Annotated in this window: 13 protein-coding genes and 1 tRNA gene; 13 read left to right on the forward strand and 1 reads right to left on the reverse strand. The window is 44.3% G+C overall.

Features of this window, described 5'->3' with window-relative positions:
• Positions 1–69 precede the first annotated feature (69 nt).
• From BK820_RS08820 to BK820_RS08875, 12 genes are all read left to right on the forward strand, one after another.
• Positions 70–145 (forward strand) — tRNA-Trp (locus BK820_RS08820).
• A gap of 78 nt (positions 146–223) precedes the next feature.
• Positions 224–664 carry a preprotein translocase subunit SecE gene (secE, locus tag BK820_RS08825; RefSeq protein ID WP_071320683.1) on the forward strand — a complete coding sequence of 147 codons (441 nt, stop codon included), beginning with the start codon at positions 224–226 and terminating at the stop codon, positions 662–664.
• A 7-nt stretch (positions 665–671) separates the two neighbouring features.
• On the forward strand, positions 672–1,205 hold the full coding sequence (gene nusG / locus BK820_RS08830) for a transcription termination/antitermination protein NusG (protein WP_004813568.1): 534 nt from the start codon (positions 672–674) through the stop codon (positions 1,203–1,205).
• A 118-nt stretch (positions 1,206–1,323) separates the two neighbouring features.
• Positions 1,324–1,752, forward strand: a complete 429-nt coding sequence (gene rplK, locus BK820_RS08835; RefSeq protein WP_004813566.1) for a 50S ribosomal protein L11 — start codon at positions 1,324–1,326, stop codon at positions 1,750–1,752.
• Positions 1,753–1,755: 3 nt separating this feature from the next.
• A complete protein-coding gene (gene rplA, locus BK820_RS08840; RefSeq protein ID WP_004813564.1) occupies positions 1,756–2,451 on the forward strand; it encodes a 50S ribosomal protein L1 in 696 nt (231 codons plus the stop codon).
• Positions 2,452–2,747: 296 nt separating this feature from the next.
• Positions 2,748–3,254: a 50S ribosomal protein L10 gene (gene rplJ / locus BK820_RS08845; RefSeq protein ID WP_004813562.1), complete on the forward strand. Its 507-nt coding sequence runs from the start codon at positions 2,748–2,750 to the stop codon at positions 3,252–3,254.
• Between the two features lie 48 nt (positions 3,255–3,302).
• Positions 3,303–3,671, forward strand: a complete 369-nt coding sequence (gene rplL, locus BK820_RS08850) for a 50S ribosomal protein L7/L12 (protein WP_004813560.1) — start codon at positions 3,303–3,305, stop codon at positions 3,669–3,671.
• A gap of 309 nt (positions 3,672–3,980) precedes the next feature.
• On the forward strand, positions 3,981–8,069 hold the full coding sequence (rpoB, locus tag BK820_RS08855) for a DNA-directed RNA polymerase subunit beta (protein WP_071320684.1): 4,089 nt from the start codon (positions 3,981–3,983) through the stop codon (positions 8,067–8,069).
• Positions 8,070–8,228: 159 nt separating this feature from the next.
• Positions 8,229–12,428 carry a DNA-directed RNA polymerase subunit beta' gene (gene rpoC, locus BK820_RS08860; RefSeq protein WP_004890573.1) on the forward strand — a complete coding sequence of 1,400 codons (4,200 nt, stop codon included), beginning with the start codon at positions 8,229–8,231 and terminating at the stop codon, positions 12,426–12,428.
• A gap of 154 nt (positions 12,429–12,582) precedes the next feature.
• Positions 12,583–12,798, forward strand: coding sequence for a hypothetical protein (locus BK820_RS08865; RefSeq protein WP_004813556.1), 216 nt, complete (start codon positions 12,583–12,585; stop codon positions 12,796–12,798).
• Positions 12,799–12,994: 196 nt separating this feature from the next.
• Complete coding sequence (locus tag BK820_RS15670) at positions 12,995–13,240, forward strand: hypothetical protein (protein ID WP_228715836.1); 246 nt, start codon at positions 12,995–12,997, stop codon at positions 13,238–13,240.
• 366 nt (positions 13,241–13,606) lie between these two features.
• Positions 13,607–13,963 carry a hypothetical protein gene (locus BK820_RS08875; RefSeq protein ID WP_004813553.1) on the forward strand — a complete coding sequence of 119 codons (357 nt, stop codon included), beginning with the start codon at positions 13,607–13,609 and terminating at the stop codon, positions 13,961–13,963.
• Positions 13,964–14,032: 69 nt separating this feature from the next.
• On the opposite strand, the gene BK820_RS08880 is transcribed toward BK820_RS08875, so the two are convergent.
• Positions 14,033–14,524 (reverse strand): DUF4442 domain-containing protein, encoded by a 492-nt coding sequence (locus BK820_RS08880; protein ID WP_205681844.1) that lies wholly within the window; start codon positions 14,522–14,524, stop codon positions 14,033–14,035.
• 116 nt (positions 14,525–14,640) lie between these two features.
• Between BK820_RS08880 and BK820_RS08885 the strand changes: the two genes are divergently transcribed.
• Positions 14,641–15,507 (forward strand): alpha/beta fold hydrolase, encoded by an 867-nt coding sequence (locus BK820_RS08885; RefSeq protein ID WP_071320685.1) that lies wholly within the window; start codon positions 14,641–14,643, stop codon positions 15,505–15,507.
• The last annotated feature ends 77 nt before the right edge of the window (positions 15,508–15,584 follow it).

Here is a 15,584-nt window from a genome sequence, read left to right on the forward strand (position 1 = left end):
TATCTCGCGTTACTGCATAATATAGTATAAGATATTGACTGGAGCCCCGGCTCCAGTCTGTCTTTTTGAAGGTCAGTAGTTCAATTGGTAGAGCGTCGGTCTCCAAAACCGAATGTTGGGGGTTCGAGTCCCTCCTGACCTGCCATCATTTTTTCTTAAAAGACGCTTGATGTCGGCAAATCTGGTCATATAATAAGTCGCGAAACCTACGACGAGTACAAAAATGTCGAATGATAAATCACGTGACGCAATGAGCGGCGCGGCAATTCCCCAAAGAAATAATCCTGCTGTAGATGTAAAAACCGGTTCTCCATTGGACATTGTTCTATGGGTTATCGCCTTGATTTTATTGATGGGTGCAATGATGGTAAATCAATATTTGCCAGCGTACTGGGCACCAGCGAATGATATTTGGGTTCGTGTTGGGGTGATTTTGGCTTGTATCGTGGGCGCTTTAGGTTTATTATACGCCACCCATCAAGGCAAAGGCTTTGTTCGACTGCTGAAAGACGCACGAATTGAGCTCCGTCGAGTGACTTGGCCTACCAAACAAGAGACAGTGACCACCTCATGGCATGTTCTTGTTGTTGTTGTCATTGCAGCCGTTGTTTTATGGTGTTTTGACTACGTATTAGGCTGGTTAATGAAGTTTATTATCGGGTAAGAGAGCTATGAAACGTTGGTACATTATTCATGCCTATTCTGGTTATGAAAAACAAGTGATGCGTTCGCTTAATGATCGAATCCAGCGTAGCGCTGTTGCCGATAGCTTTGGTGAAGTCCTGGTCCCTACTGAGGAAGTAGTGGAAATGAAGGATGGCAAGAAACGTAAATCAGAGCGTAAGTTCTTTCCAGGCTATGTATTGGTCGAAATGGAAATGAACGATGAAACCTGGCACATTGTTAAAGAATGTCCAAAAGTATTAGGTTTTATTGGTGGTACGGCAGAAAAGCCGGCACCAATTACACAAAAAGAAGCTGATGCGATTCTTGCGCGTGTACGCAATACTGGTGAAGCACCTCGTCCTAAGACGATGTTTGAACCAGGCGAAGAATTACTCGTGATTGACGGTCCATTCACAGACTTTAAAGGTGTGGTGGAAGAGGTTCAGTACGAAAAGTCACGCTTAACGCTGACAATCAATGTATTTAACCGACCAACTCAGGTTGAATTGGAATTTCGCCAAGTCGAAAAAACAATCTAATCGGTATTGGTTGAAAACGCCCGATTTGTTGAAGGATCGGGCATTGTTGTTGTAACGGTTATCGTTACGTAGAATCATTGGGGAGCCTAGCGGCGTTTGCACCCAGAGGTAATTTGAAATGGCTAAGAAGATTGACGGCTATATCAAGCTGCAAGTTCCAGCTGGTAAAGCGAATCCATCTCCACCGATTGGTCCTGCACTGGGTCAACGTGGTGTTAACATCATGGCGTTCTGTAAAGAATTCAACGCTGCTACTCAAAAGCTTGAAGCTGGTCTGCCAATCCCAGTCGTGATCACTGTGTACAACGACAAGTCGTTCACTTTCATCATGAAAACTCCACCTGCTGCGATTCTTCTTAAGAAAGCTGCTGGTATCCAAAAAGGTTCGGCTGTACCTAACAAAACTAAAGTTGGTAAGTTGACTCGTGCTCAGTTAGAAGAAATTGCGACTACTAAAGAACCAGATCTTACTGGTGCTGATTTAGACGCACGTGTTCGTACCATTGCTGGTTCTGCACGTTCTATGGGCTTGGAAGTGGAGCTATAAGACATGGCAAAGTTAACTAAACGTCAAAAAGCCATTGCTGCTGCTATTGAAGCGCAAAAAGTTTACACTTTAGAAGAAGCTGTAGAAGTTCTTACTAACCTTCCAGCTGCGAAATTCAAAGAATCTTTGGATATCGCTGTTAATCTAGGTGTTGACCCTCGTAAATCTGACCAGGTTGTTCGTGGCGCGACTACTCTTCCTGCAGGTACTGGTAAAACTGTACGTGTAGCTGTATTCGCTCAAGGCGCTGCTGCAGAAGCTGCTAAAGCTGAAGGCGCAGACGTTGTTGGTTTCGACGATCTTGCTGAAAGCATCCAAGCGGGTAACCTTGATTTCGACGTAGTCATTGCTGCTCCAGATGCAATGCGCGTTGTAGGTAAACTTGGTACGATTCTTGGTCCACGTGGCTTAATGCCAAACCCTAAAGTGGGTACTGTAACTCCTGACGTTGCTACTGCAGTTAAAAATGCAAAAGCTGGTCAAGCACGTTACCGTGTAGACAAAGCGGGTATCATCCACGCTGCGATCGGTCAAGTAGGTTTCTCTGCTGAAGCTGTTCGTCAAAACGTTGAAGCTCTTGTAGCTGACCTTAAGAAAGCAAAACCTGCTACTTCTAAAGGTATTTACATCCAAAAGATCACTCTAAGCTCTACTATGGGTCCTGGTCTGATCGTTGATGTTCAAAACGTTTCTAAATAAGTTTAACTTATACAGAATTTTAAAGCCCTGAGTGAAAATCAAAGCGCCGCTTTGATTTTCACGCAAGAAACGCTCCGTCTCTTGTGAACTTAGGCAGACTTTGAATTGATAAATGAGAATTTATCAGCGTCAAAGACCTCAGGCGAGGGGAGTTTTATGCTCTTCTCTTAATAGTCTAGCCTGCGTAGACGCGGTGGTGTGATTTGTTCATCCTCCGCGTGTAGGTCCAGTGATGGACTTGCGAATTGGGAGTGTACTTCTTTGAAGTACATAAATCACCGTTAGGAGGTTTTACAATGGCTCTTCTTATTGAAGGCAAAAAACAGATCGTAGCTGAAGTTGCTGAAGTTGCTTCTACTGCATTTGCCGCTGTTGTTGCTGACTACCAAGGTTTAACAGTTGAGCAATTAACTGCTCTACGTGTTGAAGCTCGTAAACTAGGTGTTCACACACGTATCGTGCGTAACACTTTGGCTAAACGTGCTCTTCAAGATACTCAATTCAATATCTTGAACGACAACCTTGTTGGCCCAACAATCTTAGCTTTCTCGACTTCTGAAGACGACATGGGTGCAGCTGCACGCTTGTTCGAAGAATTCGCAAAAACTAACAAAGCATTTGAACTTAAAGCTGCTGCATTTGATGGCAAGGTTTATCAAGGTGCTGAAGTTAGCGTGATCGCGAATCTTCCGAACCAAGAAAAAGCGCTTACTATGCTTGCAAACGTTCTTCAAGCTCCTATTTCGAAATTGGGTCGCCTTATTACTGCGCTCAAAGAGAAAAACGAGTCAGAAGCTGCTTAAGCTTAAATTTATTTCCACACCATTCAATTTCCATTTGGAGTTATTCTCATGGCTTTAACTAACGAAGAAATCCTAAACGCAGTTGCAGAAAAAACTGTTCTTGAACTTGTTGAACTAATCTCTGCTTTCGAAGAGAAATTCAACGTATCTGCTGCTGCTGTAGCTGTTGCTGCTGCTCCAGGCGCTGCTGCTGCTGCTGAAGAACAATCAGAATTCAATGTTGAGTTGACTTCTTTCGGTGCGAACAAAGTTGCTGTAATTAAAGCGGTTCGTGAAGCTACTGGCCTTGGCTTGAAAGAAGCTAAAGACATGGTTGAAGGCGCACCTGCTGTTCTTAAAGAAGGCGTTTCTAAAGAAGAAGGCGAAGAGCTTAAGAAGAAACTTGAAGAAGCTGGTGCTACAGTTACTCTTAAGTAATTTCTTAAGGGAGTCGGTTTTTTTATAATCGACTCCAAAAATTGGCTGATGGCTCTTGGGTCATCAGCCTTTTTGCGTTACAATAATCGGCTCGATTTTTGTTTGCATGATAGAAATTCATACAAATTTAAAAAACAAACATAATTGATCAAATGCTTACCAATATTTTTGCAGTAAAAAATATTGTTAAGCGTTTTAATACCACTAAAAATTGCAGCATTTGTAAAAGTGGTGGCCATATCGGCCAGCGTAATTCCTTCTGAGCCCGTTCTGCAGGCGGGCTTAGTTTACACTTTCCGAGGACTCCAGATGGCATACTCATATACCGAAAAGAAACGGATCCGTAAGAATTTTGGTAAATTGCCTAGCGTTATGGATGCTCCGTACTTGCTCTCGATTCAAGTCGACTCGTACAGAACATTCTTACAAGATGGCAAATCACCAAAAAACCGCGAAGATATCGGTCTCCAAGCCGCATTTCGTTCAGTTTTTCCTATTGAAAGTTATTCTGGCAATGCTGCTTTAGAATTTGTTGAGTATAGTCTTGGTAAGCCTGAGTTTGATGTACGCGAATGTATTCTTCGTGGCTCAACTTATGCAGCACCAATGCGTGTGAAGATTCGTTTGATCTTAAAAGATCGTGAAACGAAATCGATCAAAGACGTACGTGAACAAGAAGTCTATATGGGCGAAATGCCATTGATGACGGATAACGGTACTTTCGTAATTAACGGTACCGAGCGTGTAATCGTATCTCAATTACACCGTTCACCAGGCGTATTCTTTGACCACGATAAAGGTAAAACTCACTCAAGTGGTAAAGTCCTTTATTCTGCGCGTATCATTCCTTACCGTGGTTCATGGTTAGACTTTGAATTCGATGCCAAAGACCTAGTCTATGTACGTATTGACCGTCGTCGTAAATTGCTTGCGACTGTAGTACTTCGTGCGTTGGGTTATAATAACGAACAAATTCTGAACATGTTCTATGAGAAAGTGCCTGTATATCTTGATATGGGTAGCTATCAGATTGACCTTGTTCCAGAACGCCTGCGTGGTGAAATGGCACAATTTGATATTGCTGACAAAGACGGCAAGATCATTGTTGAGCAAGGTAAACGTATTAACGCACGTCACGTACGTCAAATGGAAGCTTCAGGTCTTGAAAAACTTGCAGTGCCTGATGAATACCTGTACGAACGTATCACTGCTGAAGACATCCAGTTAAAAGATGGCGATGTGATCGCGGCCAATACTGTATTAAGTCATGAAATCATGGTGAAGATTGCAGAAGGCGGCGTGAAGCAGTTCAACTTGCTGTTCACAAATGACATCGACCGTGGTTCATTCATCGCGGATACATTGCGTGCCGATACGACGACAGGTCGTGAAGAAGCACTTGTAGAAATCTACAAAGTAATGCGTCCAGGCGAGCCACCAACAAAAGAAGCTGCTGAAAACCTGTTTAACAACTTGTTCTTCTCTTCTGAGCGTTATGACCTGTCTCCAGTGGGTCGTATGAAGTTCAACCGTCGTTTGGGTCGTCCTTACGAAGTGGGTACAGACCAGAAGTCACGTGAAGTTGAAGGTATTCTCTCGAATGAGGATATCACTGATGTACTGAAAACATTAGTTGAAATCCGTAACGGTAAGGGTGAAGTCGACGATATCGACCACTTGGGTAACCGTCGTGTTCGTTCTGTTGGTGAAATGACAGAAAACCAATTCCGTGTGGGTCTGGTTCGTGTAGAACGTGCTGTTAAAGAGCGTCTGTCACAAGCTGAAACTGATAACCTGTCTCCGCAAGACTTGATCAATGCGAAGCCAGTGGCTGCTGCAATCAAAGAATTCTTTGGTTCAAGCCAGTTGTCCCAGTTCATGGACCAAAACAACCCGTTGTCTGAAATTACACACAAACGTCGTGTATCAGCGCTTGGGCCTGGTGGTTTGACGCGTGAACGTGCTGGCTTCGAAGTACGTGACGTACATCAAACTCACTACGGTCGTGTTTGTCCAATTGAAACGCCTGAAGGTCCAAATATTGGTTTGATCAACTCGCTTTCTGTATATGCAAAATGTAACAACTTTGGTTTCCTGGAAACTCCATACCGTAAAGTTGTTGATGGTCGTGTAACGGATGAAGTTGAATACCTGTCTGCAATCGAAGAAGTAGGTACTGTTATCGCACAGGCCGACTCTGCAATCGATAAAGATGGCAACCTGACTGAAGAATTCGTATCTGTACGTCACCAAGGTGAATTCGTACGTATTCCACCAGAAAAAGTGACGCATATGGATGTATCTGCTCAGCAGGTCGTGTCTGTAGCTGCATCACTGATCCCGTTCCTTGAACACGATGATGCGAACCGTGCATTGATGGGTTCAAACATGCAACGTCAGGCAGTTCCTACGTTAATCGCTGACAAGCCACTGGTTGGTACCGGTATGGAAGCGAACGTAGCACATGACTCTGGTGTATGTGTGATCGCGAAACGTGGTGGCCGTATTGAATATGTAGACGCTTCTCGTGTCGTGATTCGTGTCAACGAAGACGAAATGGTTGCGGGCGAAGCAGGTGTAGATATCTACAACCTGATCAAATACACCCGTTCTAACCAGAACACTTGTATCAACCAGAAAGTTCTTGTGAACATGGGCGATAAAGTGGGTCGCGGTGACGTTCTTGCTGATGGTCCATCGACTGATGGCGGTGAACTGGCACTGGGTCAAAACATGCGCGTAGCATTCATGACCTGGAACGGTTACAACTATGAAGACTCGATCTTGTTATCTGAGCGTGTACTTCAGGAAGACCGTTTAACGTCTATCCACATCCAGGAACTTTCATGTGTTGCACGTGATACCAAACTGGGTGCTGAAGAAATTACTGCCGATATCCCGAACGTGGGTGAAGCTGCTCTGTCTAAACTGGATGAGTCTGGTATCGTTTATATCGGTGCTGAAGTGACTGCTGGTGACATCCTGGTAGGTAAAGTAACGCCTAAAGGTGAAACACAACTTACTCCGGAAGAAAAATTGCTACGTGCAATCTTCGGTGAAAAAGCAGCTGACGTAAAAGACTCTTCTTTACGTGTTCCATCGGGTACTAAAGGTACCGTGATTGACGTTCAAGTGTTTACACGTGATGGTCTTGAAAAAGATGAACGTGCGCAAGCAATTGAAAAAGCTCAGCTTGATGCTTACCGTAAAGACTTGAAAGAAGAATACAAAATCTTTGAAGAAGCAGCACGTGAACGTATTGTTCGTCTGTTGAAAGGTCAGGAATCTAACGGTGGTGGCACAACTAAACGCGGTGACAAACTGTCTGAAGACGTTCTGTCTGGTTTAGAGCTTGTTGATCTGTTAGACATCCAACCAGTAGATGAAGCAATCGCTGAGCGTTTAACGCAAATTCAAGTTTTCTTGAAAGAGAAGAGCCTTGAAATTGATGAGAAATTTGCTGAGAAGAAACGCAAATTATCTACAGGCGATGAACTTACAACTGGCGTACTGAAAGTTGTTAAGGTTTATCTAGCGGTTAAACGTCGTATCCAGCCTGGTGATAAGATGGCGGGTCGTCACGGTAACAAGGGTGTTGTATCTAACATCTTGCCGGTAGAAGACATGCCGCACGATGCAAACGGTGTACCTGTTGATATCGTATTGAACCCGCTAGGCGTACCGTCACGTATGAACGTGGGTCAGATTCTTGAAACTCACTTGGGTATGGCGGCGAAAGGTCTTGGCGACAAAATTGACAAGATGCTTCAAGAGCAACGTACGGTACTTGAGCTTCGTGAATTCTTAGACAAGATTTACAACAAAGTAGGCGGCGAGCAAGAAGATCTTGATAGCCTGACTGATGATGAAATCTTGGCATTGTCTGGTAACTTGCGTAAAGGTGTTCCTTTGGCAACTCCAGTATTCGACGGTGCTGAAGAATCGCAAATCAAAGAATTGTTAGAGCTTGGTGGCATTTCACGTACTGGTCAAACAGTATTGTATGATGGCCGTACTGGTGAACGTTTCGACCGTCCGGTAACTGTAGGTTACATGTACATGCTGAAACTGAACCACTTGGTTGACGACAAGATGCATGCGCGTTCTACTGGTTCTTACTCTCTAGTAACGCAACAGCCGCTTGGTGGTAAAGCACAATTCGGTGGTCAGCGTTTCGGTGAGATGGAAGTATGGGCACTTGAAGCATACGGTGCAGCATATACACTCCAGGAAATGCTTACTGTGAAATCGGATGACGTTGAAGGTCGTACCCGTATCTATAAGAATATTGTAGATGGTAACCATTACATGGACCCAGGTATGCCTGAATCGTTCAACGTATTGACCAAAGAGATCCGTTCTTTAGGTATCAACATTGAACTGAAAAATGGTGACTAAGAAATCTCCCCTGACCCCTCTTTGAGAAAGAGGGGAGAAGTCCCCCCTTTTTTTAAAGGGGGATTTAGGGGGATTCTTAAAATTCCCAAATTTCAGTAAAAAACAATATTTGTGACCCAGTTGTTGAGTGAAAATCTCCACAACACACGGAGAAAAAAATTGAAAGACTTGCTCGATATCATGCGCAAAAAGACGGATTCAGACGGTCATGCTCCAGTAGAGTTTGATCGCATCCGTATTGGTCTTGCGTCACCAGAAATGATTAAGTCGTGGTCTCATGGTGAAGTTAAAAAGCCTGAAACCATCAACTACCGTACATTCAAGCCAGAACGTGATGGTTTATTCTGTGCCAAAATCTTTGGTCCAGTAAAAGATTACGAATGCTTGTGTGGTAAATACAAGCGTATGAAATACAAAGGCGTCATTTGTGAAAAATGTGGCGTTGAAGTAACAACTGCAAAAGTTCGTCGTGAACGTATGGGTCACATCGAGCTGGCTTCTCCAGTTGCACACATCTGGTTCCTGAAATCACTACCTAGCCGTATCGGTCTTTTATTAGACATGACGCTACGTGATATCGAACGCGTATTGTATTTCGAATCTTACGTTGTAACCGATCCTGGTATGACTCCATTTGAGAAATACCAGCTTCTAAATGATGAAGAGTACTTCAATGCCTTAGAAGAACACGGTGACGAATTCACAGCGAAAATGGGCGCGGAAGCAGTTCAGGACTTGTTGAAAGACATCGATCTTGAAGCCGAAATTTCTCGCCTGCGTGAAGAGATTCCTGTAACAACTTCTGAAACTAAGTTGAAAAAAGCGTCTAAGCGTTTGAAACTTATGGAAGCGTTCAAAGAATCGAATAACAAGCCAGAATGGATGGTAATGAACGTACTTCCAGTACTTCCACCAGATCTTCGCCCGCTTGTGCCACTTGAAGGTGGTCGTTTCGCGACTTCTGATTTGAACGACCTTTACCGTCGTGTGATCAACCGTAACAACCGTTTGAAGCGTCTTCTTGACCTTGCAGCGCCAGACATTATCGTACGTAACGAAAAACGTATGCTTCAAGAGTCTGTGGATGCATTGTTAGACAACGGTCGTCGTGGTCGTGCAATTACCGGTTCGAACAAACGTCCTCTTAAATCTTTGGCAGACATGATCAAAGGTAAACAAGGTCGTTTCCGTCAAAACTTACTTGGTAAGCGTGTTGACTACTCGGGTCGTTCGGTAATTACTGTAGGTCCAAACTTACGTCTTCACCAATGTGGTCTTCCGAAGAAAATGGCGCTTGAACTGTTCAAGCCGTTCATCTTTGCGAAATTACAAGCATCTGGCCAAGCGACTACCATTAAAGCTGCGAAGAAAATGGTTGAGCGCGAAACTCCAGAAGTTTGGGACGTACTTGCATCTGTGATCCGTCAGCATCCAGTCATGTTGAACCGTGCGCCAACACTTCACCGTCTAGGTCTTCAAGCGTTTGAACCTATCCTGATTGAAGGTAAAGCGATCCGTCTTCACCCGTTAGTTTGTGCGGCATTTAACGCCGACTTCGACGGTGACCAAATGGCGGTACACGTACCATTAACACTTGAAGCTCAGTTAGAAGCTCGTGCGTTAATGATGTCAACCAACAACATCTTGTCTCCAGCGAACGGTGAACCAATTATCGTACCGTCTCAGGACGTTGTGTTGGGTTTGTATTACATCACACGTGATGCAATCAATGCCAAAGGTGAAGGCATGGTGTTCGCGGATACTCACGAAGTAAACCGTGCACTTGCAACTGGTCAGGTTGATCTACACGCTCGCGTGAAAGCACGTGTACACCAAACTGTGATTGATGAAGATGGCAACCGTCGTCAAGAAACCATCATTGTTGATACAACCCCTGGTCGTTGTCTGCTTTGGGAAGTTGTTCCTGAAGGTATGGACTTCCAGCAAATTAACGTTGAGATGACCAAAAAGAACATCTCGAAGTTAATCAACTCTTGCTACCGTAAATTGGGTCTGAAAGATACTGTTATCTTCGCTGACCAGTTGATGTACCTAGGCTTCCGTCAAGCGACGCGTTCAGGTGTATCGGTTGGTATGGAAGACATGCTGATTCCACCAAACAAACAGGCAATTATTGGTAAAGCTGAAGCTGAAGTTCGTGAAATCGAACAGCAGTTCGAACAAGGTTTCGTAACTGCCGGCGAACGTTATAACAAAGTCGTCGATATCTGGGCACGTACCAACGACCAGGTAGCGAAAGCGATGATGGACAACTTGTCTTACACGACTGTTAAGAACAAACAGGGTGAAGATGAGAAACAGAAATCATTCAACAGCATCTACATGATGTCTGACTCCGGTGCCCGTGGTTCCGCAGCTCAGATTCGTCAGTTGGCTGGTATGCGTGGTCTGATGGCGAAGCCGGATGGCTCGATCATTGAAACGCCAATTAAAGCGAACTTCCGTGAAGGTCTGACAGTACTTCAGTACTTCATTTCAACACACGGTGCGCGTAAAGGTTTGGCCGATACAGCACTAAAAACTGCGAACTCTGGTTACTTGACTCGTCGTCTGGTAGACGTTGCGCAAGACTTGGTCATCACTGAGCCAGATTGTGGTACTTATGATGGTCTTGTAATGACGCCGTTCATTCAAGGCGGTGACGTGATCGAGAACCTGGGTACTCGAGTACTGGGTCGTGTCGTTGCTGAAGACGTTAAGAAAGTGGGTACAGACGAAGTTCTTCTTCCTCGTAACACGTTAATTGACGAGAAACTGGCTACGTTCATTGAAAACGCGGGTATTGACGAAATCAAAGTACGTTCAGTTGTAAACTGTGCCTCTACTTTCGGTGTATGTGCGAAATGTTACGGTCGTGACTTGGCACGTGGTCATCAAGTGAACCCTGGTGAATCTGTGGGTGTAATGGCTGCTCAATCAATTGGTGAGCCAGGTACACAGTTAACCATGCGTACGTTCCACGTGGGTGGTGCTGCGAGCCGAACTTCTGCTGCAAACAGCGTACAAGTTCGTAACAAAGGTACTGTACGTTTCCACAATGTAAAAACTGTACAACACGCGAAAGGTCACTTGGTATCAACTTCACGTTCAGGTGAAATCGGTATTGCAGATGATCTAGGTCGTGAGCGCGAACGTTATAAGATCCCTTACGGTGCATCTATCTTGCTGAAAGATGGCGAATCTGTAGAGGCTGGCGGTATCGTGGCGACTTGGGATCCGCATACACATCCACTGGTAACAGAAGTAGCTGGTAAAGTGCGCTTCAGCCAGATTGCTGATGGTGTAACTGCAACATCGAAAACTGATGATGCAACTGGTATGACGACTGTTGAGATCTTGCCTGTTACAGCGCGTCCTGCTTCTGGTAAAGATTTACGTCCTGCTGTTGTGCTTGACACAGTAGATGGTGGCGAACAGTTCTACTTCTTGCCACAAAACACAATTCTTTCTGTCCGTGATGGCGAAACAATTGGTGTGGGTGATGTAATCGGTCGTGTACCACAAGAATCTTCACGTACGCGTGATATTACCGGTGGTCTGCCGCGTGTAGCTGACTTGTTCGAAGCACGTAAGCCTAAAGAGCATGCGATCCTTGCAGAAGTGTCTGGTATCGTAAGCTTCGGTAAAGAGACCAAAGGTAAGAACCGTCTGGTAATTACTCCGGATGATGGTTCAGAGATCTACGAAGAACTGATTCCGAAATGGCGTACCATTAACGTGTTCGAAGGCGAACATGTGAACCGTGGTGAAACTATTTCTGATGGTCCACAGAACCCGCATGACATCTTACGTCTGAAAGGTGAAGTGGCGTTGACCAATTACATCGTGAATGAAGTTCAGGACGTTTACCGTCTGCAAGGTGTAAAAATCAACGATAAGCACATCGAAGTGATCGTACGTCAAATGTTGCGTAAAGTTGAAATCACTGATGGTGGTGATTCTAGCTTCATCAAAGGCGAACAGGTGGATTACATCCGCGTTGCTCAAGAGAACCAAGCATTGCTTGCTCAGAACAAGTTCCCTGCGAAGTTTGAACGTCAATTGATGGGTATTACCAAAGCGTCACTTTCTACTGACTCGTTCATCTCTGCTGCATCGTTCCAGGAAACAACTCGTGTGTTAACTGAAGCGGCTGTAACAGGTAAAGAAGATGATCTACGCGGTCTGAAAGAAAACGTAGTTGTAGGTCGTCTGATCCCAGCGGGTACAGGTCTGGCTTACCACTTGGAGCGTCGTCGCCAAGAAGCAGAAGCTGCAGAATTTGAACTGCATAATGACTTCTCTGATGTAGACCAAGCGCTTAGCCAAGCATTTAATGATGAGTTTAACGGTCTGTAATCAGACACTTTAAATCAGAAAAAGCCACCTTCGGGTGGCTTTTTTTATTGCTGGATGTTGTCAAGTCAGCGACTTTAAACAATGATTTGAAATCAAACCCTAAAATATGCCAGTATTTCTGAGGAAAACATAAACTTAAAATGGGAACAATAAGATGAAAAATTTAGCAATCTCAGTTGTACTACTGCTAGCACTCGGTTTGACAGCGTGTTCTAAAGATCAAGCAGAAAATACAGCACCTGGCGACACTACAGCTGCGGATGAAACTGAAGTTGTAGATCAAACAGCTGCAAATGAAGAAGCTCAACCTTTGGATGCGGCACCATTAGAAACAGATGACGTTGCAACATCAGAAGCTGTTACTCAATAAAGTAAAACAAGCTTTACATCTATTTAGGCACTGATCATTGCTACTTATTAATCCATACCGATGATCTGTAGTACAAGTGCCGCTTGTTAAGCTCAGGTCTTATTTTTTTTATTGAGAGGGAAAAATGCGTTCTATAAGTAAAAAATTAGCGGTTACCACATTATTCGTAGTCTCAACTGTTTCATTTGCAGCGCCCATGCCCAATACTATTATGGTTGAGGATAAAGCTGTGGTTCCTGTACTAAAAACTGAAGTGCTGCGTCGGGTAGAAGGACAGCAACCTGTACGTCATGTTGAAGCCACGATTCTGGAAATCACCAATAAAGGCAAGGATATTGTTGCTAAAGAAGTGGTATTTGATGACACTCTGGTGCAGTTCTCAGATAAAAAAATGTCAATTCCAGTGATTCAAAAGGGGGGGCGTGATTGTTCCCACCTCTAAAATTGAATTCAATACGACATTGAAGCAGGACGGTGAAATCCTCCAGCAAACCAGAATTATTGATGCTGAAGGTATCGAGTTTAAAAAGATCAGGCTGAACCTGTAAAACGTACTCTACAATTGCAGCAACATACTGGTACGGATAAAACCAAGGTAACGCATACCGTGATGACTGAAGATGGTGCAACCTCTCATGATTTGCTCATGGTAGATACTGCGGAATAAACTTAAAAGATCCAATTTCATGTGCTATTTACAAAATAGCGTAGGGGGAGTTTCAAGATTTAACATCTTGTTATAAATCGCTCCTTAAATTCCGGTTACTCTTAACTCATAAGACAGAGGAATCGAACAGGGAGCTGGATCATGAAAAAGTTAATTGGCGTAGTGGCTGCGGTGACAGTTTCAACCTTTATGTTAGCAGGTTGTGAAAATATGTCTGCCCGTGATCAACGTGTAGGTGCTGCAGCACTCGGTGGCGCAGTCGGTGGTGGTGTGGGTAATAGTGTCGGCGGTGGCTGGGGTTCTGCTATTGGCGGTGGTGCCGGTGCCGCTGTCGGAAGTAAGACTCAAGGCGGCTCTAACCGCAATGCAACCTACAGTGGTGTAGGCGGTGCTGTGGGCTCAGCCGTTGGTAAGAGTATTTTTGGTGGTAACGCTGGTGCAGCAATCGGTGGTGCGATCGGCGGTGGTGCAGGCGCGGCGATTGAGCAACGCCGTTAATCACAGCCCTATCTGGTATTAATATATAAAAGCGCCTGTACAGGCGCTTTTATTTTGTTGATCCAATTTCTATTTATTTTTAAAGAGAGCCTTAGGTTTTTTACGACGGATATATATGGTCTTTTTTACCTCTGCAATACGCACACCTGAATCATCATAAATATCGACCTGATAGTTACGATAGACAGGAGCATGATCAGCCGCCAAATTCATAATAGTTTTCACTTCTTCAGCATCAATGCGTATGTCTGCATACACGGTTCCGCGGCCTGGAGAGAGGAACTGGATGGTCGCTTCTTTATCCCAGACAATATATTTTGGTCCCAAATGATGCATCAGCAGCAACATGTAAAAGGGATCGACCATGGAATACAGGCTACCCCCAAAATGTACGCCGACAATATTCTGGTTTTTACGAGTTAGTGGCATTTTCACGCGAATATGATAATTGGCATAATCCAGTTCATCAATTTCGATACCCGCTCCACGATAGGGTGCATAGCGGTTTAAGATAAATTTAGTGACCAAAGGCAGGCTTTGAATTTTACGTAATAGGCTCATACTGACATTCTTTTTTCTTGTATAGCTATGCATACTAGAACAACAAAATTGTGATGGCATTGATAAATCATGCCGAGTTATAAAATAAACGGTCAATAACAATAAAGGAAGACCAGATGGAAACACAAACTCAATGGGTGGCAACCAGTGATCAGCAGCGTCTTGCAGTAAGAACCTTTGGTGATATCAGCAAGCCTGCTTTGGTTTTGGTGCATGGCTATCCGGATCATCAGGAGGTCTGGAAAAATGTAATTGTCTATCTGCCGGATTATTTTATCGTTACTTATGATGTGCGTGGCGCAGGGGATTCATCCATTCCCAAATATATCCGTGATTATCGTCTGGAGCGTCTGAGTATGGATCTGGAGGAAGTGGTGAATGCCGTTCTTCCAAGACAATCTTTTCATTTGGTTGCCCATGACTGGGGTTCGATTCAATCCTGGGAGTCGGTGACCGACCCAAGATTCGAAGGCCGTATTCTTTCCTTTACCACGATTTCAGGTCCCTGTCTGGATCATGCCGCCTTCTGGATGCGGAATCAGTTCAAGCAAAACCGATCAAGATTTTTTAAACAATTAAGCAAGTCCTGGTATATCGCCATGTTTCAATTACCTTGGCTGGCACCAACTGCATGGAATTTTTTCAATCCCGAGCGCTGGGGCAAAATTATTCGGGAATTGGAAGGCAAAGAAGGACTGCCATTGAACCAGAATATTGTCAAAGATGGAAAATATGGCGTTGGGCTGTATCGGGCCAATTTTATTCCACGGTTGCTTAAACCTCGTGAACGCTATGCCATCTGTCCGGTACAGGCCATTGTGCTAAAGCGGGATAACTTCGTCAGTCCGCAACTAGTTGATGAAATGCTAAAATGGGTGCAAACCTTTTCCAGGGTAGAGCTAGATGCCAATCATTGGGCAATCTTAAGCCAGCCAAAACTTATTGCAGAGTCTATCCGTGAGTTTACTCAACAGCATGCTTAATCCAGTCACAAAGATGGATTTGGATTGATAAAAATGTAGGGGAATTTTTATTCGCATTTTCTGATAAAATACCTCCC

Origin of the sequence: Acinetobacter sp. LCT-H3, assembly GCF_001866125.1 — a bacterium.
In the GTDB taxonomy this organism is placed as follows: Bacteria; Pseudomonadota; Gammaproteobacteria; order Pseudomonadales; family Moraxellaceae; genus Acinetobacter; species Acinetobacter schindleri.

Excerpts from the sequence above, each read along its gene's own strand:
- secE (WP_071320683.1), top strand. The coding sequence starts at position 224 with ATGTCGAATGATAAATCACGTGACGCAATGAGCGGCGCGGCAATTCCC.
- nusG (WP_004813568.1), top strand. The coding sequence starts at position 672 with ATGAAACGTTGGTACATTATTCATGCCTATTCTGGTTATGAAAAACAA.
- rplK (WP_004813566.1), top strand. The coding sequence starts at position 1,324 with ATGGCTAAGAAGATTGACGGCTATATCAAGCTGCAAGTTCCAGCTGGT.
- rplA (WP_004813564.1), top strand. The coding sequence starts at position 1,756 with ATGGCAAAGTTAACTAAACGTCAAAAAGCCATTGCTGCTGCTATTGAA.
- rplJ (WP_004813562.1), top strand. The coding sequence starts at position 2,748 with ATGGCTCTTCTTATTGAAGGCAAAAAACAGATCGTAGCTGAAGTTGCT.
- rplL (WP_004813560.1), top strand. The coding sequence starts at position 3,303 with ATGGCTTTAACTAACGAAGAAATCCTAAACGCAGTTGCAGAAAAAACT.
- rpoB (WP_071320684.1), top strand. The coding sequence starts at position 3,981 with ATGGCATACTCATATACCGAAAAGAAACGGATCCGTAAGAATTTTGGT.
- BK820_RS08865 (WP_004813556.1), top strand. The coding sequence starts at position 12,583 with ATGAAAAATTTAGCAATCTCAGTTGTACTACTGCTAGCACTCGGTTTG.
- BK820_RS15670 (WP_228715836.1), top strand. The coding sequence starts at position 12,995 with ATGCCCAATACTATTATGGTTGAGGATAAAGCTGTGGTTCCTGTACTA.
- BK820_RS08875 (WP_004813553.1), top strand. The coding sequence starts at position 13,607 with ATGAAAAAGTTAATTGGCGTAGTGGCTGCGGTGACAGTTTCAACCTTT.
- BK820_RS08880 (WP_205681844.1), bottom strand. The coding sequence starts at position 14,524 with ATGAGCCTATTACGTAAAATTCAAAGCCTGCCTTTGGTCACTAAATTT.
- BK820_RS08885 (WP_071320685.1), top strand. The coding sequence starts at position 14,641 with ATGGAAACACAAACTCAATGGGTGGCAACCAGTGATCAGCAGCGTCTT.